18 protein-coding genes are annotated in these 25,872 nt (G+C 42.7%); 14 read left to right on the top strand and 4 right to left on the bottom strand.

Going from position 1 to position 25,872, the window contains the following annotated elements; all coding sequences use genetic code 11:
• Positions 1 to 136: 136 nt before the first annotated feature.
• A complete protein-coding gene (locus STRCR_RS00635; RefSeq protein ID WP_004226876.1) occupies positions 137 to 847 on the bottom strand; it encodes a UTRA domain-containing protein in 711 nt (236 codons plus the stop codon).
• A 212-nt stretch (positions 848 to 1,059) separates the two neighbouring features.
• On the opposite strand from STRCR_RS00635, the gene malQ reads away from it, so the two are divergent.
• The 12 genes from malQ (at position 1,060) to STRCR_RS00575 (ending at position 19,915) form a co-directional block, all read left to right on the top strand.
• Positions 1,060 to 2,553: a 4-alpha-glucanotransferase gene (gene malQ / locus STRCR_RS00630; protein ID WP_004228747.1), complete on the top strand. Its 1,494-nt coding sequence runs from the start codon at positions 1,060 to 1,062 to the stop codon at positions 2,551 to 2,553.
• 17 nt (positions 2,554 to 2,570) lie between these two features.
• Positions 2,571 to 4,832, top strand: coding sequence for a glycogen/starch/alpha-glucan family phosphorylase (gene glgP, locus STRCR_RS00625; RefSeq protein WP_004228042.1), 2,262 nt, complete (start codon positions 2,571 to 2,573; stop codon positions 4,830 to 4,832).
• A 221-nt stretch (positions 4,833 to 5,053) separates the two neighbouring features.
• Complete coding sequence (locus tag STRCR_RS00620; RefSeq protein WP_004228824.1) at positions 5,054 to 5,845, top strand: endonuclease/exonuclease/phosphatase family protein; 792 nt, start codon at positions 5,054 to 5,056, stop codon at positions 5,843 to 5,845.
• Between the two features lie 244 nt (positions 5,846 to 6,089).
• Entirely contained in the window at positions 6,090 to 8,264 is a 2,175-nt protein-coding gene (locus STRCR_RS00615) for a PTS transporter subunit IIBC (RefSeq protein ID WP_004229271.1), read from the top strand.
• A gap of 185 nt (positions 8,265 to 8,449) precedes the next feature.
• Complete coding sequence (gene tgt / locus STRCR_RS00610) at positions 8,450 to 9,592, top strand: tRNA guanosine(34) transglycosylase Tgt (RefSeq protein WP_004228222.1); 1,143 nt, start codon at positions 8,450 to 8,452, stop codon at positions 9,590 to 9,592.
• Positions 9,593 to 9,712: 120 nt separating this feature from the next.
• Positions 9,713 to 10,015 carry a CHY zinc finger protein gene (locus STRCR_RS00605; RefSeq protein ID WP_004229337.1) on the top strand — a complete coding sequence of 101 codons (303 nt, stop codon included), beginning with the start codon at positions 9,713 to 9,715 and terminating at the stop codon, positions 10,013 to 10,015.
• A gap of 330 nt (positions 10,016 to 10,345) precedes the next feature.
• Complete coding sequence (locus STRCR_RS00600) at positions 10,346 to 10,885, top strand: biotin transporter BioY (RefSeq protein ID WP_004225971.1); 540 nt, start codon at positions 10,346 to 10,348, stop codon at positions 10,883 to 10,885.
• 169 nt (positions 10,886 to 11,054) lie between these two features.
• Positions 11,055 to 12,311, top strand: a complete 1,257-nt coding sequence (locus STRCR_RS00595; RefSeq protein WP_004227032.1) for a DUF975 family protein — start codon at positions 11,055 to 11,057, stop codon at positions 12,309 to 12,311.
• Between the two features lie 941 nt (positions 12,312 to 13,252).
• A complete protein-coding gene (locus STRCR_RS00585; protein WP_004228830.1) occupies positions 13,253 to 17,659 on the top strand; it encodes a PolC-type DNA polymerase III in 4,407 nt (1,468 codons plus the stop codon).
• 208 nt (positions 17,660 to 17,867) lie between these two features.
• Positions 17,868 to 18,026, top strand: a complete 159-nt coding sequence (locus tag STRCR_RS12185; RefSeq protein ID WP_004229868.1) for a hypothetical protein — start codon at positions 17,868 to 17,870, stop codon at positions 18,024 to 18,026.
• A gap of 785 nt (positions 18,027 to 18,811) precedes the next feature.
• Complete coding sequence (locus STRCR_RS00580) at positions 18,812 to 19,249, top strand: MarR family winged helix-turn-helix transcriptional regulator (protein WP_004225599.1); 438 nt, start codon at positions 18,812 to 18,814, stop codon at positions 19,247 to 19,249.
• Between the two features lie 117 nt (positions 19,250 to 19,366).
• Positions 19,367 to 19,915: an NADPH-dependent FMN reductase gene (locus tag STRCR_RS00575; RefSeq protein ID WP_004229555.1), complete on the top strand. Its 549-nt coding sequence runs from the start codon at positions 19,367 to 19,369 to the stop codon at positions 19,913 to 19,915.
• A 967-nt stretch (positions 19,916 to 20,882) separates the two neighbouring features.
• Here STRCR_RS00575 and STRCR_RS00570 read toward each other — a convergent pair.
• Positions 20,883 to 22,316, bottom strand: a complete 1,434-nt coding sequence (locus tag STRCR_RS00570) for an MFS transporter (RefSeq protein WP_004229887.1) — start codon at positions 22,314 to 22,316, stop codon at positions 20,883 to 20,885.
• Positions 22,317 to 22,494: 178 nt separating this feature from the next.
• Here STRCR_RS00570 and STRCR_RS00565 point away from each other — a divergent pair, with 178 nt between their 5' ends.
• On the top strand, positions 22,495 to 23,139 hold the full coding sequence (locus STRCR_RS00565) for a TetR/AcrR family transcriptional regulator (RefSeq protein ID WP_004228848.1): 645 nt from the start codon (positions 22,495 to 22,497) through the stop codon (positions 23,137 to 23,139).
• A 28-nt stretch (positions 23,140 to 23,167) separates the two neighbouring features.
• Here STRCR_RS00565 and def read toward each other — a convergent pair whose 3' ends face one another.
• A complete protein-coding gene (gene def, locus STRCR_RS00560; protein WP_004229969.1) occupies positions 23,168 to 23,782 on the bottom strand; it encodes a peptide deformylase in 615 nt (204 codons plus the stop codon).
• A gap of 78 nt (positions 23,783 to 23,860) precedes the next feature.
• Complete coding sequence (locus tag STRCR_RS00555; RefSeq protein ID WP_004227710.1) at positions 23,861 to 24,514, bottom strand: Crp/Fnr family transcriptional regulator; 654 nt, start codon at positions 24,512 to 24,514, stop codon at positions 23,861 to 23,863.
• An 89-nt stretch (positions 24,515 to 24,603) separates the two neighbouring features.
• Between STRCR_RS00555 and STRCR_RS00550 the strand changes: the two genes are divergently transcribed.
• On the top strand, positions 24,604 to 25,776 hold the full coding sequence (locus STRCR_RS00550; RefSeq protein ID WP_004226522.1) for an MFS transporter: 1,173 nt from the start codon (positions 24,604 to 24,606) through the stop codon (positions 25,774 to 25,776).
• The last annotated feature ends 96 nt before the right edge of the window (positions 25,777 to 25,872 follow it).

Here is a 25,872-nt window from a genome sequence, read left to right as displayed (position 1 = left end):
TTGAAATTATCAATAAATTGAAACGGTTATCTTTATTGAGTGGACAATTAAAACGAACCAATATAAATTAAAGGACTGAATTCCGCACAGAATTCAGTCCTTTTTATAAAGTAATTTATCTAATGAGATGTTCTTTTTACCGCTTAGCCATAGTGACAAAGGTGAATTTATCAGGGCGATAGCTAATGGTGCCGTATTGGAAGAGCTGACCGTTTGAGAGATAGGTCAGGCTGGTGACAACCGCCACCATATTGAAGTCGCCGAGATCCATATTATCCTTTTCCTCCTGAGTAGCGTAGCGGAAGGAAATTTCTCGACGAGAGTGGGTAATTTTTAGTCCCAACTGATTTTCTAAATATTGGTAGATGGACGTTTCAGCAATCTCTTTATTAAGATAGGGAACTACCCGACGGTCGAAGTAAGAGAGCTCGAATTCCAATCTTTCATCATCAATCAGACGGCTGCGGCTAACACGGTAAAAGTCAACGCTGTCATCAACCTTGAAGATATCCATTAACTCTTGTTCCCCTTGAACAATGTAGAGATTGTCCAGCTGAGTTTTGATATCAAGGTGCTCATCACGATTGAGTTCATCAGAGGTTTTGATTTCAGAGAGATAGTTGTTTTTAGTGCGACCGTGCTCCATGACAATGGAATTGCGGCCTCGCATCTTTTGGATATAGCCATCTAATTCCAAGAGTGATAAAGCCTTGCGAATGGTATCCTTGGAGTAGCCATAAATGGCCATCAATTCATTTTCAGTTGGCAATTCTTGATTGGGCTGGAGCTTGCCCTCTTCAATTTGTTTTTTAATATCTTCATAGACCTGTTTGTACTTGCTCATCATCACTATATCCTTCAGTTTTATACAATTATTCTATCATAAATTGTCGTTAAAAACTAGTTTAATACGTATCAAAGAAAAATTAAAAAAAAGAATTACGTAAAACTATTGACAAAGGAAATCGCTTCCACTATAATGAAGACTGTAAAATGAGATTTAAGGCCATCCCGGCGAGTTTAAACAAAGCTCTAATCTGGTAATTATGGAGGATATTTATGGGAAAACGAAAAAGCGGTGTCTTGATGCACATTACGTCACTGGCAGGAGACAGAGGGATCGGTAGCTTTGGGCAGGCAGCTTATGATTTTGTCGATTTTCTAGTGGAGACCAAGCAAACCTATTGGCAAATTCTGCCACTGACTACGACCAGCTATGGAGATTCTCCCTACCAATCCTTTTCAGCTATTGCTGGTAATACCAATCTGATTGACTTAGATATTTTGCTTGACCAAGGTTGGCTAGAAGAGGAAGATTTAGCAGGCCTTGATTTCGGAGACAATCCTAATAAGGTTGATTATGGCCTGCTTTTTGAGGTTCGACGTCCCCTCTTGGAAAAGGCTGTAAAAGCCTTTTTAGTGGATAAAAATGCCCAAGAGGCTCTGGCTAAGTTTGAAAAGGATAATCAATCCTGGTTAGCTGACTATGCGGAATTTATGGCCATTAAGGAGCATTTTGGACTCAAAGCCCTGCAAGAATGGGATGATAAAAAAGCTGTCCAACGTGATAAGGAAACCCTAGCCAAGCTACGTAAAAACTTGGCAGATACCATTGCCTACCATAAAGTGACTCAGTATTTCTTCTTTGAACAATGGCAGGCGCTTAAGTCCTACGCCAATAGAGCAGGGATTGAAATTATCGGAGATATGCCTATTTACGTTTCGGCTGATAGTGTGGAAATGTGGACACAGCCCCAACTCTTCAAGGCTGATGATAATCGTAAACCACTCTATGTAGCGGGCGTACCTGCCGATGAATTCAGCGATGAAGGTCAATATTGGGGCAATCCTATTTATGATTGGGAAGCCCATAAGAAGACTGGCTATGCTTGGTGGATTTACCGCATGGAAGAAACCCTCAAGCTCTATGATGTTATTCGGATTGACCACTTCAAAGGTTTTTCTGATTTTTGGCAGGTTGATGCTAGTCATGATACGGCTAAGTATGGGACCTGGCAGCCAGGCCCTGGTTATGAGCTCTTCGCAGCGATCAAGGAAGCACTTGGCGACTTACCCATTATCGCTGAAAATCTAGGTTATATTGATGAGAAGGCTGAGAAACTTTTAGCAGACACAGCCTTCCCGGGCATGAAGATTTTAGAGTTTGGTTTACAGGGGCCGAATGAAAGCAATTTTGATTTGCCGCACTTCTACACGAGTCACTCAGTGGCTTATACAGGCACCCATGATAATGAAGTAGTGCGCGGATGGTATCAAGGCTTAAGCGAAGAAACGAGAGCCTATACAGACCGTTACACCCATCGGGCACCAGGAGAACCCGTGACACAAGCACTGCTTCGCACACTCTATGCGACGGTTAGCGATATAGCTATAGCGACCATGCAGGATATTTTAGATTTACCGGCTTCCAGTCGGATGAATACGCCAAATACCGTCGGTACCAACTGGCGATGGCGGATGACAGCCGACCAATTAACGGATGATAAGAAAGAATTTTTAAAGACTATTACAGAAACCTATCACAGAGGATAAGAAAAGAGGATAAGAAAATGAGTGTTACACAGTATATAGAAGAGAAACAAGGGACTAAGTTAGCCGATTTGGATAACAAGGCCATCTATTTAACTCTGATGGACTATGTTAAGGAAAGGGCTCGTCAGCTTCCTAAAAATACAGGAAAACGCAAGGTCTACTACATTTCAGCGGAGTTTCTAATTGGGAAGCTCTTATCCAATAACCTTATTAATCTAGGGATCTATCAGGAAACCAAAGAAGCCTTAGCGGCAGCTGGGAAATCTATCGCTCAGATTGAAGATGAAGAGCTGGAACCTTCTTTAGGTAATGGCGGACTGGGGCGTCTGGCATCCTGCTTCATCGATTCTATGGCTAATCTTGGTATTAATGGTGAAGGTGTTGGCCTTAACTACCATTGTGGTCTTTTCAAACAGGTCTTCCACGATAATCAGCAAGAAGCGCAGCCTAACTACTGGATTGAAGATGACTCTTGGCTGGTGCCGACAGATATCAGTTATGACGTGCCTTTTAAGGACTTTACCCTAAAGTCCCGTCTAAATCGCATTGATGTGCTGGGCTACCACAAGGGCAGCAAAAACTACCTCAATCTCTTTGATGTCGACGGTTTGGACTACGACCTAATTGAGGATGGCATTACCTTTGATAAAACACAAATCCAAAAGAACCTAACCCTCTTTCTCTATCCTGATGATTCAGATAAGAGCGGTGAACTTCTGCGGATTTATCAACAGTACTTCATGGTCTCAAATGCGGCCCAGCTTCTGATTGATGAGGCCTTGGAACGTGGTTCTAACCTCCATGATTTGGCGGATTATGCCTATGTCCAAATCAACGATACCCATCCGTCTATGGTCATTCCAGAGCTCATCCGTCTTTTGACTGAGCAACATGGTCTTGATTTTGAGGAAGCCGTTACGATCGTGTCTCAGATGGTCGGCTATACCAACCACACTATTTTGGCTGAAGCCTTGGAAAAATGGCCTCTGGATTATCTCAATGAGGTAGTACCCCATTTAGTGACTATTATTGAAAAACTGGATGCCTTGATCCGAGACAAGTACAGCAACCCAACTGTGCACATTATTGATAAGGACCAGCGCGTCCACATGGCCAACATGGATATTCATTACTCGACCAGTGTCAATGGGGTCGCTGCCCTTCATACAGAAATTCTGAAGACTAGTGAACTCAAGGATTTCTATCAGCTTTACCCAGAGAAATTTAACAACAAAACCAACGGTATTACCTTTCGCCGCTGGTTGGAATTTGCCAATCAAGATTTAGCGGCCTATCTCAAGGAACTCATTGGCGATAGCTATCTGACTGATGCTACGAAATTGGAGAAACTCTTGGCCTTTGTCGATGATGAAAGGGTTCAAAACCGTCTGGCTGAGATTAAATTCAACAACAAGCTGGCCCTTAAGCGTTACCTCAGGGAAAATAAGGGGATTGATTTGGATGAAAATTCTATCATTGACACCCAGATCAAACGTTTCCACGAGTACAAGCGGCAACAGATGAATGCCCTCTATGTTATCCACAAATACTTGGAAATCAAGCGAGGTCATTTGCCTGAGAAGAAAATCACCATCATCTTCGGTGGTAAGGCAGCACCGGCCTACACCATCGCTCAGGATGTCATTCATCTTATCCTCAGTCTGTCAGAGCTGATTAATAATGACCCTGAGGTCAGTCCTTACCTTAATGTACATCTGGTGGAAAATTACAATGTTACCGTGGCCGAACACCTGATTCCAGCAACTGATATTTCAGAACAAATTTCCTTGGCTTCTAAAGAAGCGTCAGGTACGGGAAACATGAAATTCATGCTCAATGGTGCCCTGACCTTGGGAACCATGGACGGAGCCAATGTCGAAATTGCTGAGCTGGCTGGTAAGGATAATATCTATAGCTTCGGTAAAGATTCCGATACCATCATTGATCTTTATGCTAAGTCTGGTTATGTTTCTAAAGATTATTATGATAAGGACGCTGAAATTAAAGAAGCTGTAGACTTTATTGTCAGTCCTGAACTCAAGACAATCGGTAATGAAGAGCGGCTCAACCGCCTGCATCAGGAACTGATTTCTAAGGATTGGTTTATGACTTTGATTGATCTAAAAGACTACATTGCTACCAAGGAAAGAATGTTGACAGACTATCAAGATCAAGCAGCTTGGAACCGTAAGGTTATCCACAACATCGCCAAAGCAGGTTTCTTCTCATCTGACCGGACCATTGCTCAGTACAACGAAGACATTTGGCATAGCTATTAATCCCTGATTACAAGGGGGAAAATAAATAGGCTGGAGGCCAAGGCTTCTGGCTTTTTTAATGCTATATAGTGATAAAGTGATTTTTGTTTCGGAATTAAAACAAAAAAATAAAAAGAAATCCGTAAAACATATTGACAAAGGAAAGCGCTTACGGTATAATAAAAAAGTCTTAAGGAGATTACAGGAATTATTTATTGATTCCCTTATGAAGGAGTGTGGAGATGAACCTATTAAGCTTAAATGTTCATGCTTGGTTAGAAGAAAATCAAGATGAAAAGCTTGAACATCTGGCGGAGACTATCACTGAAAAAGATTACGATGTGATAGCTCTGCAGGAAGTCAATCAGACGATCTCGGCACCAAAGGTTAGCGGAGAGCTGGGCAAGGATAACTACGGCTTGGTTCTGCTTGACTTGCTTAGGCAAAGAGGACTAACGGCTTATTCTTACTATTGGTCGATTTCTCATATTGGCTATGGTATCTACGATGAAGGGATTGCCATCCTGACCAAGTACAAGGTCTTAGAAGCTGAAGGCTTTTACACCTCAAAAAGTCAGGATATTCATACCATTGATTCGCGGAAAATTATTCGGCTCAAGCTGGAAGTTAATAATCGGTCCTTGGAAGTTTATTCTTGCCACATGAACCTACCAACCAGTCAAAGGGAAAGTCAGATTGATAATTTGCGAAGATTAGTTGACCATTCTCATTTTTCTGGACTTAAAATTTTTATGGGAGATTTTAATACTGATGCCCTAGGCAATCCAGAGGACTATCAAACCATCCTTAATCAGGGGCTGCTGGACACTTACCAGTTAGCCAAGGAAAAGGATTCTGGTGTGACAGTTTCCAAATCTATTGACGGTTGGAAGGGTCAAAATCAGGGCAAGCGTCTGGATTATGTCTTCGTCAACCAAGAAATTCCAGTCCAGTCCAGTCGGGTTATCTTCAATGGCCAGAACAAGCCAATCGTTTCCGACCACTTCGGATTAGAAGTGACCTTGGAGATTTAACGGACGGAAATTCAAGTGAAAAGTCCCTGAGAGAGCTTAGTCAGCAAATTCTAGTTTTCTCGCTGGGCTCCTAATTTCCCATCATCCTAAATTTTTAATGTAACGGAACCCGAACCTAATTTCTTAGAAAAAAAGATAAACGCCCCTGTGCCTCGCTGATACTGCACTAGTTTTCTATTTTTTACAGAAATTTTCGCAAGGCGAAATGGTTCTCGGTATCATATATATAAAGGAGTAGTTTTAAATGAAAAATCTTAAAAGCTTAGCTAGCTTCGAATTTTGGCAAAAATTCGGAAAGTGTTTAATGGTTGTTATCGCCGTCATGCCTGCTGCGGGTCTAATGATTTCTATCGGTAACTCCCTTGCTTTGATTGCCCCAGATAATACAACTTGGACACAAGTCACTAACCTGATATCTCAAATTGGTTGGGGGTTCCTCAATAATTTGCATCTGCTCTTTGCTCTAGCCATTGGCGGCAGCTGGGCTAAGGAAAAAGCTGGCGGTGCCTTTGCTGCAGGTATCTCCTTCATTCTGATTAACTTAATTACAGGTAACTTCTATGGGGTAACCACTGATATGTTAGCCGATGATAAAGCGGTTGTTCATAATATCTTTGGCGGAACCATGCGAGTTGCTGACTACTTTATCAATGTCCTTAACCAACCGGCCCTCAACATGGGAGTCTTTGTTGGTATCATCGCTGGTTTTGTTGGTGCAACTGCTTACAACAAGTACTACAACTTCCGTAAGCTTCCAGATGTCTTGACCTTCTTCAATGGTAAACGTTTCGTACCATTTGTGGTTATCCTGCGTTCTGCTATTGTCGGTATTATCATGGCTATCTTTTGGCCACTGATCCAGACAGCGATTAACAACTTTGGTCAATGGTTGGCTAACTCACAAGATACCGCTCCATTTTTGGCACCATTCCTTTATGGAACTCTAGAACGTCTGCTTCTGCCATTTGGTCTGCACCACATGCTGACCATTCCTATGAATTATACTCAGCTTGGTGGTACCTATCACTCAATCACAACGGGTAAAGATGTCCTTGGTCAAGACCCACTGTGGTTGGCTTGGGTAACTGACTTGATCCACCTCAAAGGTTCTCACCCTGGTCAGTACCAACATTTATTGACTCACGTCACACCTGCTCGTTTCAAAGTGGGTCAAATGATTGGTGCGTCCGGTATTCTGATGGGAATGACTGTTGCTATGTACCGCAATGTTGACCCTGATAAGAAGAAAAAATACAAATCAATGTTCATCTCGGCAGCAGCGGCCACTTTCTTAACAGGGGTTACGGAACCTCTCGAATACATGTTCATGTTTGCTGCAATGCCACTCTACCTTGTCTATGCCTTTATCCAAGGATGTGCCTTCGCTATGGCTGACCTTGTTCATTTGCGCCTCCATTCTTTTGGTAATATCGAACTCTTAACTCGTACCCCAATGGCTATTAAGGCTGGTCTGGGTGTAGATGTCATCAATTTTATTTGGGTATCTGTCCTCTTTGGCCTGATAACTTACTTTATCGGGAACTTCATGATTCAAAAGATGAATCTTGCCACTGCTGGACGTAACGGTAATTACGACAGCGAAGAAGTTGATGAAGCCATCCATGCCAACAATGGGGATGCTAACACTTCTGTTGATTCACAAATCGTTCAAATTATCAATCTACTTGGTGGTCAAGACAATATTGACGATGTTGATGCCTGTATGACACGCTTGCGTGTAACGGTTAAAGACCCAGAACAGGTTGGCGGAGAAAATGACTGGAAGAAGGCTGGTGCCCTCGGTCTGGTTGTCAAAGGCCATGGTGTTCAAGCCGTTTATGGGCCTAAGGCCGACGGTCTTAAATCTGATATCCAAGATTTGCTTGATTCAGGTGCTCGTATCCCAATTGTTGACTTCTCTAAAAAAGAAGACGTTGTTGCCCCTGAAAATACCTTCAAAGGCGTGACGGAAAATGTACTCTCTGTTGCTGAAGGGGAAATCATCTCAATCGACCAAGTTAAAGACCCAGTCTTCTCTGGTAGGATGATGGGTGATGGCTTCGCTGTTCAACCAACAGATGGCCATATTTACTCACCAGTAGCTGGCGTGGTTACGAGTGTTTTCCCTACGAAACACGCTTATGGGCTCCTGACTGATGAAGGCCTAGAAGTTCTGGTTCACATTGGTATTGATACTGTTAGCCTTAATGGCATTCCATTTTCGCCTAAGGTGACAGATGGTCAACGTGTAGAAGCCGGTGATCTCTTAGCAGTAGTTGATTTAGATGCTCTAGAAGCTGCAGGTAAAGAAAAATCTGTCATTGTTGTCTTCACGAATGCGGCAGAAGTTAAATCTGTTACCCTAGAAAACTTAGGCAAACAACCAGCTAAGGCTTTAGCTGCTAAGGTTGAGATCTAAGAGAAAGTCTAAGTCCATCAAGAAAAAGGCTTGCTGAACGGTGAGCCTCAAGAAAGAATGTTTGAGAAGTCGGGCTGGCCGACTTCTTTTTTTAGATGCAAATCCGAGTGACATCTTTTTTATATTTTGATAGAATAGTAGGGCTAAAATCGCCCTTGCAAGGGGCTTACAAGGGAGAAATATCAATGACTGATGTACCGATTAAATATCGTCTGATTAAAAAAGAAAAACACACAGGTGCCCGCCTAGGGGAGATTATCACCCCGCATGGCACCTTTCCAACTCCCATGTTTATGCCAGTGGGGACTCAGGCGACGGTCAAGACCCAGTCACCTGAGGAACTGAAAGAAATGGGATCAGGGATTATCCTCTCCAACACCTACCACCTCTGGCTGCGTCCAGGAGACGAACTGATTGCTGAGGCTGGTGGTCTCCACAAGTTTATGAATTGGGACCAGGCTATCCTGACAGATAGTGGCGGTTTTCAGGTTTACTCATTAGCTGATAGTCGTAATATTACAGAAGAAGGCGTTACGTTCAAAAATCACCTCAATGGGGCTAAGATGTTTCTCTCACCTGAGAAAGCCATCTCTATCCAGAATAATTTGGGATCAGATATCATGATGTCTTTTGATGAGTGTCCTCAGTTCTACCAACCTTATGACTATGTCAAAAAATCCATTGAGCGTACGAGTCGTTGGGCCGAGCGTGGTCTCAAGGCTCATCGCCGCCCGCATGACCAAGGCCTTTTTGGGATTGTGCAGGGAGCAGGATTTGAAGATCTGCGCCGTCAATCGGCAGCTGATCTTGTCAGCATGGACTTTCCTGGTTATTCTATCGGTGGTTTAGCTGTTGGAGAGAGTCACGAAGAGATGAATGCTGTTCTGGACTTCACCACCCAGCTCCTGCCAGAAAATAAACCGCGTTATCTTATGGGCGTCGGAGCACCAGATAGTTTGATTGACGGGGTTATCCGAGGAGTAGATATGTTTGATTGTGTGCTTCCTACTCGTATCGCCCGTAATGGCACCTGCATGACCAGTCAGGGACGTCTTGTGGTCAAAAATGCTGCCTTTGCTAAGGACTTTGGACCTTTAGATCCAGCTTGTGATTGTTACACCTGTCGTCATTACAGTCGAGCCTATATTCGCCATCTGCTCAAGGCAGATGAAACTTTTGGACTGCGTTTAACCAGCTACCACAATCTTTATTTCTTGGTTAATCTCATGAAGAAAGTTCGCCAAGCTATTAAGGATGATAACCTGCTGGAATTCCGTCAAGATTTCATGGACCGTTATGGTTATGGTAAAAATGGCCGCAATTTCTAGGGGAATAGCCGCTCCTCACAAGGGGAGCTTTTTATCACTCTCTTTGTCAACCTTTATAAAAAAATAGGTTGACAAACTGAAACTGAGATGGTAGTATAAGATTATACTTAGGAGAAGAAAATGCTGGAAATTTTAGGCTTAGATTTAGATAGAGCAGGCCGTTGTCAACACTACCATGGTCTCAATGATATTCTTGCTTTGAAGTGCAGGGACTGTCAGAGATTTTATGCCTGTTACCAATGCCATGATGCTCTTTGCAATCATCCCTTTAAAGCTATGGATAAACGAGAAGTAGAGTTGGTTCTTTGTGGCAATTGCCGGAGCCTCTTGAATTGGCAGGATTACCAGACGGGAGCCTGTCCCTCTTGTCAGCACGCTTTTAATCCTAACTGTTCTCGCCATCACGCCATTTATTTTGAATAGAATAAATTCGCTTACGATTCTGTGGGAACAGATAATCATTCCTAGGTGTCAGTGTATCTTTGCCACAGTTACGATTTTTCTTTGAGTTGTTTCATGGCTTAGTACCCTGTTAATAGAATGCGGGCTAAAAGTTAGCTTCTCCCAGAGTCTTTGGGACTCAGCATCCAATCTCCTATTTTAGCGGTGTCTATGGTGCTCTGTGTATCTTAGTAATTGAACCCGCCCCCACTCTGTAAAATACTCACTGTCCTTGAATCTATGTGATTTATTGTTAGGTTCCTTGTTTTTGGGGAGTATTTAATGGTTTAGTATCTTATGAAAGGAAGTCTTATGAAGACTAAAGATTTGGCTTCAATTGCCATGATGACAACCCTTCTAGTCGTTCTCAGTTATGTTCCAGGAATTCCTTTGGGCTTTATTCCTGTTCCCATTGTTTTGCAGAATCTAGGGGTCATGTTGGCTGGATGTTTGCTAGGCGGTAAAAAAGGCAGTCTGTCGGTTTGCTTACTCTTTTTAGTCGGCCTAGCCATTCCAGCTTTTTCTGGTTTTACTACAACTATCCAAGTTCTTATTGGTCCAACTGCTGGTTATGTTTGGACTTGGCTATTTGTCCCCCTCTTGCTCGACTGTGGTCTGTCTCATCTGCGAAAAATTACGGCCTTGACAAGTTTTATTGTTATCTGGTTGACTGGTGTTTTCTTCGTTGACTTACTGGGTGGCCTCTATTTGGCGGTTTATACAGGAATGTCGCTTTTTACAGCGGTCGTTTCCAGCAGTCTCGCTTTTATTCCTGGGGACACTCTTAAGGTTTTAGTAGCGACCCTTGTTTTTCTGCGTTTTCATAAAATTTCAGAAGGTCGTAAGTCTTAGAAAGGCTTTTTTCTGAGGATATGTCGCCGTCCTTTGTGGTCAGGCGACTTTTTTACATTGACAACCCCCATCAAGCGTAATAGAATAGTGGTATTAAACTGTAAAATAACAAAAGGGTTTAAAAGATTAGTCTATCTGCCCTTTGAAAACAATAGTGAAGGAGTTTACTGTGAAAACAAGGAAAGATTTAAAAGAGCAAGCGAAAACAGCCCTTCGAGGGAATTGGCCCTGGGCAGTTGGGGTCCTTTGGGTTCCGACTATCATTCTGGGGCTCATCTTCACCTTTTTGCTGGGAGTGCTGGCTCTCGTTTGGAGAGCAGCCTCATCAGACCTTACCGCCACATCTAATGTTGTCCTGATTTTTATCGTAATGGCTTTCTTGTTGCTGGTGCTCTTTACCTTCTTTGCCTCTGTTGGTATCGGTACGGGAGCCAGTTATGCCTACTTGGATTTGATTCGTGGCCGTAAGCAATCCTTTAGAGAAGCGGCGACTTATGCCTTCAAAGAGCAGCGTTTCGATAGTATTTTTGGGGTCGTTCTGATGACTGCCATTTATACTTTGCTTTGGATGGTGCTTTTGATTATCCCTGGCTATATGAAAGCCGTGTCCTACTCCCAAGGTCTTTTCATCCTTAAGGATGATATGGAAGCAGGTAAGGGAATTACCACAACCTCTGCTATTACCAAAAGTAAATTGATGATGGAAGGGCACAAGAAGGATTATTTCGTGCTTATCTTGAGTTTTTTGGGGTGGTTCTTGGTACCGGCAATCTTTGCTGCTCTGTCAGCTTTTCTTTTCGCAAATCAGCAATTAGTCTGGGGCACTCTCATCTTCCTTTGCTATTTCCTTACTCTAGCTATCTGGATTCCCTATGTGGCAACAACTCAAGCGGCTTTCTATGAGGATTTGATTCATCAGGAACTGCCAAAAGAAATTACCCAGCTTGAAGAAAAACTAGCCAATGCTAAGTTAGATGCTGACAAAGCTGTGTCGGACTATAATGACCGTATTGCCGAACGTAAGGCTGATAAGAAAAAGGCTCACGACGAAAAGATGGCCAAAAAGTTGAAGGCTAAGAAGGAACGTGAAGAAAAACGCCGTGAAAAGGTTGCCGAGAAGCGCAAAGAGCGCGAAGAAAAAGAAGCTAAAAATCCTAAAAAGAAAACATCTAAAAAAACTAAGACAGCTGATAAGAAGTCGGTTGAATCCAAAGAAACAGAAAAACGAGCGGAAAAAGTAGAGGATTCTAAACCAGAAGTTCAAAAAGAATCTAATAAGAAAAGCCTTGAGGCTGAAAAAGAGGCAAGAGAGCAGGCCAGTCAATCGTCCAAGAAGCCAGGATCTAAGTTAGACAAGGTTTATCACTCAACGTCTAAAAAACCTAAGATCAAAGCTAAAAAGAAAAAAGGTAAGAAGCGTAAGTGATTATCTAAACCTTTTGTATTTGTGAAAAGGTAAGATAATCAAGCTGTCTAAAACTAAATCTATAAGGAATGGAGTAGACAGTTGCAGTCAATCTACCCTATTTAAGGCAGTTAACATGAGAGTGGGACTCAATCAGTAGAGGCTGGGCAAAAAATCCTCCAGTATTCCTTTTTTGAAATAAACTCTTGGCGCAGTGGTTGGCAGTGAGACTAGCTCTGCTAGCCCTATCTACAATCTTCAACTGTCTCCCAGACAGTTGAACTCCATTTTTCCACAAGGTCAAAGCAGAAAACCTAGCCAATTGTGCGGGGGTGGGAATACGAACCAAAATTTTCAATTTTGGGGTTCTTTCCCACTCCTTTGATTTTCCTCGCTCTCCCATTTAAGGCTCAGGCCTCTGCCACTTTCCTATTTTAAGGTGACAGGCTTTGGCAGTCTATCCCCAGACTGCCAAAGCCCACTGGAGCATTTCAATCCCACCCCCGAACAGTTCAAAAGGCCTGAGAGACCTTTTGAGGTTAGAAACAAGATGAACAAATATAGGTTGGCCACTATCACTTGCATGGCAGTTAAGCAGTCTAGGGGACTGTTTAAGGGGGCACCTGAAGATAGGAATGCGCCCCAAGAGGACCGCCAATCAGCAGTGGTTCATTGGTGCTAAAGCACCTAATAAACTGTGCAGGGGTAAGACTTCTTGGCCTAGCCAACAAGTCTTACCCCCAACCACTGCGTCAATCTAGTTCGAACTATAATAATGTTAACGAGGCAGGACTTTGTCCAGCCTCTTTTTGCCTTGACTAAGGGAATTTATGGCCTAAATATGCTATAATATAAGGGCTAATTGGCCAAGGCTGGGTTGAAATTTAAGTTAAAGGTCTAGGTCAAATGCTACAAGTATCATCAGGAGCCTCGTCATTTTTAGGAAAAAACGGGAGTAAGTCATGTCAGAGCTATTTAAAAAATTGATGGAACAGATTGAAATGCCGCTTGAGATGAGACAGTCTCAGGCCTTTTTGTCTGCCGACATCAAGGAAGTCAAGGTTCATGCCCTTAGTCGTCAATGGGATTTTCATTTTAGTTTTGAGCAAATTTTACCAATTGAGCTCTATCAAGAGCTGGCTTATCGCCTTGTTTCGACCTTTAAGGCAGCAGACATTAAAGCTACCTTTACCATTGAGGTAGAAAATAGGGATTTTTCTGATTCTGATTTATTACAGGCCTACTATGCAGAGAGTTTTAACCACCCCCTTTGCTCCAGTGCCAGCTTTCGCTCGAGCTTTTCAAATCTGACGGTCTCTTATGATCAAACCAAGGAACAGATTCTTATCCATGCTCCAGACTTTTTGAATAATGACCATTTTAAACAAAACCATCTGCCTAAGCTGGAGCAGCAGTTTGCTCAATTTGGTTTTGGTCCGGTTTCTTTTGCCATTGAGGTTGATGAGGATAAGACTCAAGAGCTTACTCAAGCCTTTGAGTCCAGCCGACATAAGAAGATTGAGCAGGCTCAGGAAGAAAATGCCCAAGCAGTTGCTTCTCTGGAAGCCTCTATGCCATCTCAGGAAGAGTCAGCGCCGGCTCCTCAATTTGATTACAAGGAAAGAGCGGCCAAACGTCAGGCTAGTTTTGATAAGGCGGAAATTACGCCGATGGTTGAGATTGAAACTGAGGAAAACCGTATTGTCTTTGAGGGAATGGTTTTTGATGTGGAACGTCGGACGACGCGGACCGGCCGGCACATCATCAGCTTTAAGATGACCGACTATACTTCTTCCTTTGCTATGCAGAAGTGGGCCAAAGACGATAATGATCTCAAAAAGTACGACATCATTGCCAAAGGAGCCTGGCTCCGAGTTCGAGGAAATATTGAAAATAACCAATGGACCAAGACTCTGACCATGAATGTGCAGGACGTGAAGGAAATTGTCCATAAGGACAGAAAAGACTTGATGCCGGAAGGACAGAAGCGGGTTGAATTTCACGCTCATACTAATATGTCTACCATGGATGCCCTGCCTACGGTTGAACACTTGATTGACAAGGCGGCTAGTTGGGGGCACACAGCAGTTGCTATTACCGATCATGGAAATGTGCAGAGCTTCCCTCATGGTTATCATCGGGCCAAAAAGGCTGGCATCAAGGCCATCTTTGGTTTAGAGGCCAATATCGTTGAAGACCGAGTGCCCATCACCTATAATGAAGTCTCTATGGACTTGCATGAAGCGACCTACGTTGTCTTTGACGTGGAAACCACGGGGTTATCTGCTGTTAATAATTCCCTGATTCAAATTGCAGCCTCCAAGATGCACAAGGGGAATATCATTGAACAGTTCGATGAATTTATCAATCCTGGACATCCTTTAAGCCAATTTACGACTGATTTGACAGGGATTACGGATAACCACCTTAAAGATGCCAAACCCCTCTTGCAAGTTTTGCAAGAATTTCAAGAATTTTGTAAAGACACTGTCTTGGTGGCCCACAATGCCACCTTTGACGTCGGCTTCATGAATGCTAATTATGAACGCCACAACCTACCTATCATTACTCAGCCTGTTATTGATACCTTGGAGTTTGCTCGCAACCTCTATCCTGAGTATAAGCGCCATGGTCTAGGCCCCCTAACTAAGCGCTTCCAAGTTGCTCTGGATCACCACCACATGGCCAACTACGATGCGGAAGCAACTGGGCGCCTGCTTTTTATCTTCATTAAGGAAGCGCGTGAAAATCGTGGCATTAATAATTTAGCCGACCTTAATACAAAATTAGTATCGGAAGATTCCTACAAAAAAGCCCGTGTCAAACATGCCACTATTTACGTGCAAAATCAGATTGGTCTTAAGAATATTTTCAAGCTGGTCAGTCTGTCTAATGTTAAATATTTCGAGGGTGTGGCTCGGATTCCCAGAACGGTGCTAGATCAATATCGAGAAGGCTTGCTTTTAGGCTCGGCCTGCTCAGAAGGGGAAGTCTTCGATGCTGTTCTCTCCCATGGGGTCGATAAAGCTCTTGAAGTAGCTAAGTATTATGATTTTATCGAGGTCATGCCACCGGCTATCTATCGCCCCTTGGTTGCCCGTGAGCTTATTAAAGACGAAGAGGGAATTCAGCAGGTTATCCGTGACTTAATTGAGGTTGGACGCAAACTCAATAAGCCAGTTCTGGCAACAGGCGATGTCCACTATCTTGAGCCAGAAGACCAGCTCTACCGAGAAATTATCGTTCGCAGTTTGGGACCGGGGGCAATGATTAACCGTCCAATTGGTCGAGGTGAAGATGCCAAACCAGCCCCCCTGCCCGATGCCCATTTTCGAACCACCAATGAAATGTTGGATGATTTCGCCTTCTTGGGTGAAGACTTAGCCTACGAAATCGTTGTAACCAATACGCAAAAATTTGCTGAACGGTTTGAAGAAGTGGAAGTCGTCAAGAATGACCTCTATACGCCTTACATTGATAAGGCTGAAGAAACTGTTGCGGAAAAAACTTACGCCAGAGCCTTCGAAATCTATGGCAATCCTCTGCCGGACATTATTGATCGCCGTATTGAAAAGGAATTAACTTCTATTTTAGGGAATGGTTTTGCTGTGATCTATCTGGCTTCCCAAATGTTGGTTGACCGTTCCAATAAGCGCGGCTATTTAGTCGGTTCGCGTGGTTCTGTTGGATCTAGTTTTGTGGCGACCATGATTGGGATTACCGAGGTCAACCCTATGCCCCCCCATTACATCTGCCCAAATTGTCAGTATTCAGAATTCATCACCGATGGTTCGGTCGGATCAGGTTTTGATTTGCCAGATAAAGATTGTCCAAACTGCGGTCACAAGTTGATTAAGGATGGTCACGATATCCCCTTTGAAACCTTCTTGGGATTTGATGGTGACAAGGTTCCTGATATAGACCTTAACTTCTCTGGGGACGACCAGCCATCTGCCCATTTAGATGTTCGCGATATCTTTGGTGAAGAATATGCCTTTCGGGCCGGAACCGTTGGTACTGTCGCGGAAAAGACAGCCTATGGCTTTGTCAAAGGGTATGAGCGCGATTACAATAAATTTTACCGTGATGCTGAAGTTGACCGTCTTGCCATGGGGTCAGCCGGTGTTAAGCGGACAACAGGTCAGCACCCTGGCGGTATCGTTGTTATTCCAAACTATATGGATGTCTATGATTTTACGCCGGTTCAATACCCTGCTGATGATACCTCGGCAGAATGGCAAACGACCCATTTTAATTTCCACGATATTGATGAAAATGTCCTCAAACTCGATATTCTGGGCCATGATGATCCAACCATGATTCGTAAGCTTCAGGACCTGTCAGGGATTGATCCTACAGACATTCCGGCCGACGATCCAGATGTCATGAAACTCTTCTCAGGCACGGAAGTCCTTGGCGTTACGGAGGAACAAATTGGTACACCTACGGGTATGCTGGGAATCCCAGAATTTGGTACTAACTTTGTTCGAGGGATGGTTGATGAAACGCACCCGACAACCTTTGCCGAATTGCTCCAGCTCTCTGGGCTCTCCCACGGTACGGATGTTTGGCTGGGCAATGCTCAAGATTTGATCAAAGAAGGCATTGCTACTCTTTCAACGGTTATCGGCTGTCGTGACGATATCATGGTTTACCTCATGCACGCAGGCCTTGAGCCTAAAATGGCTTTTACGATTATGGAGCGGGTTCGTAAGGGACTTTGGCTTAAGATTTCTGAGGAAGAGCGCAACACCTATATTCAAGCGATGCGGGATAATAATGTTCCAGATTGGTACATCGAATCTTGTGGTAAGATCAAATATATGTTCCCTAAGGCCCATGCAGCGGCCTACGTTATGATGGCCCTGCGGGTAGCTTACTTCAAAGTGCATTATCCTATCTACTACTATTGTGCTTACTTTTCTATTCGGGCTAGAGCCTTCGAACTCAAGACTATGAGTGCCGGACTGAATGCTGTTAAGGCTCGCATGGAAGATATCGCGAATAAACGCAGGAATAACGAAGCTTCTAACGTTGAGATTGACCTTTACACCACCCTAGAAATTGTCAATGAAATGTTGGAGCGCGGCTATAAATTCGGTCAGCTAGATCTTTATAATAGTGAAGCAACTGAATTCAAGATTGAAGGTGATACCCTGATTCCGCCATTTGTCGCTATGGATGGTCTTGGTGAAAATGTTGCTAAACAAATTGTTGCTAGCCGCCAAGAAGGAGAGTTCCTGTCTAAAACCGAGCTGCGTAAGCGCGGTGGTGTTTCAGCAACCCTAGTCGAAAAAATGGACGAAATGGGTATTTTAGGTGATATGCCAGAAGATAATCAGCTATCTTTATTTGATGATTTCTTTTGATTATTTACAGCGATTGCTTCAGTGGGGTGCAACTCCTTCGCTAATAGCCAAATGCAACACTGTTCGGTTGTCTTTCATCCCATCAGCTGTTAAACAACTTATAAAATTTAGGGAAACCATCTAGCATAAAAATCTATATAAGTATGACAGCTAATGTTAACTCGCGAAAGGAAAACAGTACGAAGGTCGAACAAGAAGGGAGATTTCAATGCAATTAGATATCAAATGGGATGACAAATCCAAAAACGAACATTTTGATTACCATTTAGAAATTTCTGGTAAGCAGGCTTTTGGGGTAACCATAGTCATCTGTGGGACAGTTATTCTAGGAAAATGTTTGAAAGCTATATACAGCAATAAACACTAAAAACACCACTAAACATTTAGCATAAAGTGGTCAGGACAGACAATTTTTATTTTGAAATTTATTTGTCATTACATCAAGCTTCTTGATATAAAAAGTAAAACCGAACACATTAGAATTTTCACCTTTAAAAATCTAATCGTGTTCGGTTTTTAATATTACTGTCGGATTATGGTGCGTCATACCCTTTGAAAGTCAAAACGATAGGCCGTTGCTTCAGACGATACTAAGTAAAGCAACAGGTTAGTAAGGAAACAAGGTAAGTTAGTAGGGGCTTTGCTTTCGTCAAGGTTCCACAGGACCTGACGTGTTAAGCCTGATAGCAGCGGATTTAACCAAGGCCCCGCCTTGTCTATTTTGTGATTTTCAGAAAGTATAAACTGATGAAGCACATGATATTGTCTGTGAGAACGCTGCTCAAAGATGTCTATTCCAGCCTCGAAAGCCTCAAGAAGTCAACTCGCTTGCTTGACGTACTTTTTAGTGCTACAATGAATGAGATTGGATGTCATTTTAGGAAAGAATTACTAATTAGTGCAAAACGTTTGACAGGAAAATTCTTTCGCTCTACAATAATCACACCCTGCTTAATAGCTGGCGCATTTGAGTCAAATTTGCGCATGTGAGCAGAGAAGAACGTAGAAAGGAAGCCTTCCCTAACAGACCCTCTATAACCTGAATCTAGATTTTTCACAATTCCGAGAAGTCTAGATTCTAAAGCTTAGTGGCTAAATGCCTCTTCTGCTTAGGTTGTTCTGTCTCGTTTTGTTGGTTTTAGGAGAACGTCCATGACAAAATTTAAGAATTCTGCTGTCAAGAGTATGGTTGTAATGCGTAAGGCATTTCGAACTATTGATACCAGAGTTTCCGCAACTTTCCGTGATTTTGATTTAACACCTGCTCAATTTAGTGTCTTAGATGTCCTTTATGCTAAGGGTCCTCTGCGTATTGGTGATCTGATTTCTAGTATCTTATCAACGTCAGGCAATATGACCATTGTCATTAAAAATATGGAAAAAAATGGCTGGGTCCAACGTCGGGTCAGCAGAAAGGACCATCGCGCCTATATTATCTCGATTACAGATAAAGGGCGACGCATTATAGAAAAAGCCCTACCGGCTCATATTGAGGCCGTTGAAGAAACCTTTAGCGTTTTGACTGAAGATGAGCAAAACCAATTAATTGAACTTTTGAAGAAATTCAAAACTCTTAATGATAAGGACTGAGCAAATTACTGTGCAGTCTTTTAATTTAATGCTATTATTACTACATAGTAATAATATGCAGGGCAGTTTTATGTCAAGCATTACTAAAAAATCTATTTCAAAAGGAAAACCAAAAAAATGAAAAATATTCTTTTTATCGTTGGCTCGCTTCGTGAAGGATCCTTCAACTATCAAATGGCTGAACAAGCTGAACAAGTTTTAGCTGAAAAAGCTAAGGTGTCTTATCTTGACTGGTCGCAAGTGCCAATGTTTAATCAGGATCTTGAAACACCAGTTTTGCCGGCTGTTCAAGCTGTTCGCGATGCCGTTGAAGCAGCAGATGCTATCTGGATCTTCTCACCAGTTTACAACTTCTCAATCCCAGGTTCTATTAAGAACCTTTTGGACTGGTTGTCACGTGCTAAAGATCTTTCAGATACAACAGGTGTTTCAGTCTTTCAGGATAAAGTTACAACAGTTTCTCTCGTAGCTAACGGTGGTACTGACCAGACAGCAGAAATTTACCGCAACCTTTTGCCATTCATCCGTACTAATTTCGTTGACGAAGTGACGACTTCTCGTGTTAATGATTCGGCTTGGGCGGATGGTCAATTCGTTGCTGAGCAAGAAACTCTGGAACAGCTGAACAAACAGGCTGATGCTCTTCTAGCAGCTTTGGCTGACTGATACTAAAGCAATAGAAAAGAGTGTGGGACAGAAGTCGATTTTTTATATAAATTGACTTCGTCGTCCCACTTCCGTACAGTTGATTAGGAAGACCGCTAACAATTACGGCGTAGTTAAACAGTCCAGTGGACTGTTTAAGAGGGTGCCTGAAATGCCAGGGTAAGGACTCCCAATTACTGCGTCAAACTGTTATTACTGAAAAAATAGAAGGCTGGAATACTTTTTTCCAGCCTCTTTTTGAAAGTTGAAAACACCTTCCAGCAAGCAGAATTAGAAAGATTTTAAGATTTTTGAAACCATCAAATGGGTACTGTACGTCCTCTACTTTATTGCTTTACATAAGAAAGGTAAACAAGATAGCTACTAGATTATTGAAAAGACAGAGGCTGTAGCCTATTCATCACAGTTACAAAACCAGTCACAAATCTCCTGTCTTCGTAAATACTCTGAACTTCTGGAGCAGGAAACAAGAAAGGGTGATGAAAAGTTGGAGAAAACCAAAAAGTAGAGAGGCAAAGCCCCCACCCTCCAATCATTTTGGCCAGCTATCACAACTTAAAAGCCTTTTTAGAAGGCATTGCAGAAATATCTTTTTCAACTATAGGAGCAAATCACAGGTAAAAAAGATGGGGTAAAGGCAAAGGACATGCCAAATTTAATAATAGCTGCCTGACTAGCCGAGGTCGTTGTAGGGCTAGCCATCATCACCACAAAGCCACCGATAGATAAATTTAACAGCTAATAACACCGCGATACCAAAGACGTAAAGACCATGTATGTTCCATCTAAGCTTTTTAAAGTTTCTAGGTCCTTGTAATAATTAGAGAAACAACCAAACTAGGGCGGCAAAGACGACTGAACTCAAACTAGCGACTAAAGCTGGTTCAATTTGTGATAAGTGCTCATGAGTCATAAATAGAATTTAAACCAAGTAGTCAAGAACGAGAAAGGCAGGGACTAGGACAAGCTATTTTATCTTATTTCTAGAGAGAGTTTTTGATATTTTTTTATCAGCTGTCCCTTTTAGATAGTCTTTTCTCCTAGGGAAGAGGAGGGTCAAAGCCAGCATCAGAATCATGAAAGGAATCCAAATCTTGTAGATGGAGATATAGGCATCTGCCATAGTGCTTGGTGTATAGAGCTTTAGGGCCTTAAGATTATTGGTCGCCATAGAAATGAAGACAGAAACGGCTAGAACAGAGCCGATTTGACGGACAACTCCAAGAACACTTTGGGAGGAAGTTAAGAGCTCCCCTTGCAGACTGGAGGCCGCCAAGACATTGACAGGACCAGCAATAGTCCCAAAGCCGATACCGAGAATAATAGTAGCAGCAGTCATTTCCCAAGTCTTGGCAGGGTTAACGGTGACTAGTAAGCCATAGGAAAGGAGGATGCTCCCCAAACCGATTAGGACCAAAATCCGTGGGCCTAGCCTATTGATGAGCAGGCTTCCTAGACCACCAAAGATGAAGACAATGATGGACATAGGTAAGAGAATGAGAGCTGCACCAAGCTCCGCCTTACTTTGCACGTTGGTGAAGTAGGTTGGGAGAATAACGAGCACACCGACATAGAAGAACTGCACGACCGTGGCTATAAAGGTGGAGGCAGAGAACTCTCGGAATCTAAATAGATTAAGGTTAATCATAGGGTGCTCAATCCGCTTTTCCAGAGAAATAAAGATGATAAGAGCTATGAGGAAGACAAGAAAACATGCCAAACTTTTAACATCCCAAAATCCCCAGTCACGAATTTTAATGATACCAAGGGAAGCAGCAAAGAGACTCATCATAGAAAGGAGACTACCTATCCAGTCAATCTTGGTTAAAATTCGTTCGTCATTGCGAAAATGATAAGTAAAGCAAATAAGCAAAAAAGCGAATAGAACAAAGGGGAGATTGATAAAGAAAATCCAATGCCAAGACAGACTATCTGTTAAGAATCCACCGAGAGTAGGACCGATAGCGGCAGCTCCTCCTTGGGTCAGGCCTAAGGCAGCAACGACCTTAACCCGATCCTCAATGGACCAAGTGGAAATACCTAAGGTATTTCCAACGGGCAAGAGAATGGCAGCTCCAAAACTGGCAATGAGACGGCCGACTAGCAGCCAATTAAACCCTGCTGAAAAACCAGATATTAAACTGCCGCAGCCAAAGAGGCAGAGACCAAGTGCAAAGAAATGTCCCTTGCCGTAAATATCGGCGAGCTTACTTAGGGGGATAGTAAAACTGGCAAAAATAATAGTGTAAATATTGATAGCCCAAGACAGTCTGTCCAAGCCGATGTTAAAACTTTTCTGAATAGCTGGAATAGTGATATTCATGATGGTGGTATCTAGCATCACCAGAAAAACTCCCAGACACATGGCCAGTGTCAGTAAAATCTTTTTCAATTTAGTCATAATGACCTCCTTTTTGTATTCACACAAATATGAGCAATTGCTCATATTTTAGACATATTATAGTCTCACTTAGGAATCTTGTCAAGACAAAAAATGAGTCAATGCTCATGTTTTTAAGGTATTTGAGTAGCTCCATCATGTGCTATAATAGGAGTAGCTTTGATAAAGAGGAAATCACATGATAGAAAAAAAGGTTCGCTCTCCTCGGCAGGAGAGAAGCATTGAAAAACGAGAAAAAATTTTAAGGATAGCTAAGGAGCTGTTTTCAGAAAAAGTCTATTTTAATGTGACAACCAACGAAATTGCCAAGACGGCTGGTCTGTCTGTTGGGACTCTCTATTCTTATTTTGCCAGCAAGGAAGATATTTTAATTACGCTCTTGGAACGCTACAATCACGCCTTTATCGATAAGATTTTTACGGAACTCAGCACCAAGGAGTCTTTAGACCTGTTTGCTCAGGCTCCTAAAAAATGGCTGCATTCTCTGGTAGAGCAATTGCTGCGGGTAGAGGATACAAAATTTCATGCCCAGATCGAAATGCTGGCTTATGCGGTTCCTCAAGCCAAATCTCTTCTTGAAGAGCACAATGAGAAAATAAAAACTCTGACTTATCAATGTTTCTTGGATTACCAAAACAAGCAATCAGATATTAGTCTCAAAACCTTGTCACTTGTAGTCTTTGACTTTATATCCGCCTTGGTTGATGAGCTACTCTACCATGATCATAGCCCAAAAGAATTTGAACAGATAAAAAAGACTGGTATCGACAGCCTTTACCTAATTATAGATACTTATTTAAGTGAACCCCAAAACAAGCCCTGACTTTATTAGCCAGAGCTTGTTTGCTTTTTTATTGAATAATCAGCATGCCTTCCTTTATTTCGAAAGGATTGTTTTCATTGATGCGATCGTAGAACATGATACCGTTAGTGTGGTCAATTTCGTGTTGAACCACCATGGAGTTGTAGCCTCGAAGTTTGACTTTTTGTTTATTACCGTCTTTATCAAGATACTCAACAGTCACCCGTGAATGGCGAACAACGTAACCGGGGACCTCACGGTCGACAGAGAGACAGCCTTCACCGTCGGCTAAGGCTGCATCCTGTACAGAGTGGGACACTATACGAGGATTGTACATAATTTCCTGCAGACTATAGGGTTGAGCTGGTGGATTGCCTTCTTCGTCTTCAGGATTGGGGACTAGAACAGCGATAATCCGTTTAGAAATGTCTAGTTGAGGAGCTGCCAAACCAACCCCCCCTCGAAGGCCCATTTTTTCAGCCATAGCAGGATCTTGTGAATTCTTGAGAAACTGCATCATTTTTTCGCCTAGAATAATATCTTCATCAGAGAGCGGTAATTCCACATCCTTGGCAACTGCTCGTAATGTTGGATTTCCTTCACGGATAATATCGGACATATCAATCAGATGACTGGCCTTAATGATTTTTTCTTGTGGTGACATGATTAAACCTCTTTAAATGTAAAATTTATACTTGAGTTCAGTATAGCACGAAAAAATGGAGAAAGAAAGATTGGGACACTAGTTTCGAATACTAGCTATTTCTAACTGTGAACGATCGATAATTTTATAAGTCTTAAAAGCAATCTTTTTTATAATGCCTCGATCCTGCAATTGCTTGACCACTCGGCCGAGGTGGCGGTAGGAAGTCCCGAAGACATCGGCTAAAACACTGGGGTGTAACTGAAAGATGTTATCGACCTCCTGAGTCAGAATATAAGTAGCCAAGCGCTCCTTGACGGAATAGGAAATATTGGTCGAAGAGATGATGTTTTGTTGCTCCAATTTTTGAGCAAGCTGGCGACCGATCTGATAGAGAAAGAGAGGATCTTGGTAGAGCTGATCACGATTGGTCAGGGGTAATTGGATGATTAGGCTAGGCTTTAGGGCTATGACAGATGAGACACTGACCTCGCTAGTCATCAGCTCAATATCACCGATAAGGGTTGGTTGTTCCTGAGTTTCTAAGATATGTTCCTTACCATTAAAGAGCCGCCGAACAATCTTAATGTGGCCTTCGATAAAATAGAAGAGATGCTGTAAGTCCTGCCCTTGCTGGCAGATAGCCTGTCCCTTGTCGTAGGTCACAATCTGGAGTTGCTTAATATAGTGCTGAGGGAAAATACGATCTAGCTGGTATTTGTTTAGGTAGTATTCTAAGGACTTTTTTGCCATAGCGACCTCTTTTTAGGACCTATGTCCTATTTTTCTTTTCTAATTTTCATTATACTGGTATCATTACTGTTTTTCAAGAAGGAATTATTATGAAAATGACGATGGAGAAAATCAGCCTCTTGGCCTTATCCCTGATGCTGGTTTCAACCTATGCGATCTCTCCAGCCCTACCGGAGATGATTCATTATTACAGCCAGAGAGGGATTAGTCCTGACCGAGTGGAACTGCTTGTTTCCCTGCCTTCCTTTGCTATTATTGCGGTCCTATTGATAACGCCTTGGATCAGTCGGGTCTTTTCTGAACGCTTGATTATTGTCAGCGGTCTTTGTTTGCTTTCGCTGGGAGGCTTTTTCCCTTTAATTAATCAAACCTATAGCCTGGTTTTTCTCTCACGCCTGGTTTTGGGGTTTGGGATTGGTCTCATCAATGCCCGTGCTATCAGTATTATCAGTCAACGCTTTACAGGACGAGACCGCATCAAAATGCTGGGCCTTCGTGGATCAGCAGAAGTCCTAGGCTCAGCTCTTTTGACCTTTATAGCAGGTCAATTACTGAATTTTACATGGTCGGTAACTTTTGCAATTTATGCGCTAGGTTTCCTTATCTTGGGGCTTTACTTGGCATTTGTTCCTCGATCACCTGAGTTAACGCCTGTCCAGCAAGAGCCTGTTAAAGATAAAAAGCAAATAAAAACTGATCATTTAAGTCCTCGTCAATTGCTGTATATTTTATCCCTTGCCCTCTATGCAGGTTTTGTTATCCTTATTAATTCGGCTAATACTCTGAGAATTCCTCTCGTTGTGACCCAGTACGGATTGGGCAGTGCCCAGCAGGCCAGCCTGATTCTCAGTTTGATGATGCTGATGGGGATTGTGGCGGGAACATTCTTTAGCAGCTTAGTGGAGTTCCTAGGTCGCTCTTTAATGAGTCTAGTTGTCTTCATTTTGGGCTTGGGACTTCTTATCATGTGGCTGGCCCCCAATATTATTATATTGGGCTTAGGGGCTCTTCTGACAGGCTTTGTCTATAGCCTAGGTGTCACCTATGTCTTCAACCTCATCTCTGAAACCATTCACAAGCGCCACCTCCATACAGCTACCACCTTGGTTCTTCTGGGCTGTAATCTGGGCGGAGCTTGTGCCTCGCTGGTCCTGCGCCTCTTTGGCTTCTTTGCCAGCGGACCAGCAGCAGCCTTTGCTATTTTTGGAGGCCTGAGTATGGGCTTAGGTTTGGTTCTTCTATTAAAAAAATATTTTACTTAGAGAGTGGGATCAACCCAAAAATTGAATATTTTGGGTCTCACCGCGTCCTGATTTTCAGGTGGTAACCTGAAACGGTCTGGGGAGAGAATGTTTTTG

The sequence above is a fragment of the Streptococcus criceti HS-6 genome (assembly GCF_000187975.2).
Lineage (GTDB): Bacteria > Bacillota > Bacilli > Lactobacillales > Streptococcaceae > Streptococcus > Streptococcus criceti.
The sequence above is the reverse complement of the archived record's forward strand: the minus strand, read 5'-3'. Positions and strand labels throughout refer to the sequence as shown.

Coding starts and splice junctions, on each gene's coding strand:
- STRCR_RS00635 (WP_004226876.1), bottom strand. CDS start 847: ATGATGAGCAAGTACAAACAGGTCTATGAAGATATTAAAAAACAAATT.
- malQ (WP_004228747.1), top strand. CDS start 1,060: ATGGGAAAACGAAAAAGCGGTGTCTTGATGCACATTACGTCACTGGCA.
- glgP (WP_004228042.1), top strand. CDS start 2,571: ATGAGTGTTACACAGTATATAGAAGAGAAACAAGGGACTAAGTTAGCC.
- STRCR_RS00620 (WP_004228824.1), top strand. CDS start 5,054: ATGAACCTATTAAGCTTAAATGTTCATGCTTGGTTAGAAGAAAATCAA.
- STRCR_RS00615 (WP_004229271.1), top strand. CDS start 6,090: ATGAAAAATCTTAAAAGCTTAGCTAGCTTCGAATTTTGGCAAAAATTC.
- tgt (WP_004228222.1), top strand. CDS start 8,450: ATGACTGATGTACCGATTAAATATCGTCTGATTAAAAAAGAAAAACAC.
- STRCR_RS00605 (WP_004229337.1), top strand. CDS start 9,713: ATGCTGGAAATTTTAGGCTTAGATTTAGATAGAGCAGGCCGTTGTCAA.
- STRCR_RS00600 (WP_004225971.1), top strand. CDS start 10,346: ATGAAGACTAAAGATTTGGCTTCAATTGCCATGATGACAACCCTTCTA.
- STRCR_RS00585 (WP_004228830.1), top strand. CDS start 13,253: ATGTCAGAGCTATTTAAAAAATTGATGGAACAGATTGAAATGCCGCTT.
- STRCR_RS12185 (WP_004229868.1), top strand. CDS start 17,868: ATGCAATTAGATATCAAATGGGATGACAAATCCAAAAACGAACATTTT.
- STRCR_RS00580 (WP_004225599.1), top strand. CDS start 18,812: ATGACAAAATTTAAGAATTCTGCTGTCAAGAGTATGGTTGTAATGCGT.
- STRCR_RS00575 (WP_004229555.1), top strand. CDS start 19,367: ATGAAAAATATTCTTTTTATCGTTGGCTCGCTTCGTGAAGGATCCTTC.
- STRCR_RS00570 (WP_004229887.1), bottom strand. CDS start 22,316: ATGACTAAATTGAAAAAGATTTTACTGACACTGGCCATGTGTCTGGGA.
- STRCR_RS00565 (WP_004228848.1), top strand. CDS start 22,495: ATGATAGAAAAAAAGGTTCGCTCTCCTCGGCAGGAGAGAAGCATTGAA.
- def (WP_004229969.1), bottom strand. CDS start 23,782: ATGTCACCACAAGAAAAAATCATTAAGGCCAGTCATCTGATTGATATG.
- STRCR_RS00555 (WP_004227710.1), bottom strand. CDS start 24,514: ATGGCAAAAAAGTCCTTAGAATACTACCTAAACAAATACCAGCTAGAT.
- STRCR_RS00550 (WP_004226522.1), top strand. CDS start 24,604: ATGAAAATGACGATGGAGAAAATCAGCCTCTTGGCCTTATCCCTGATG.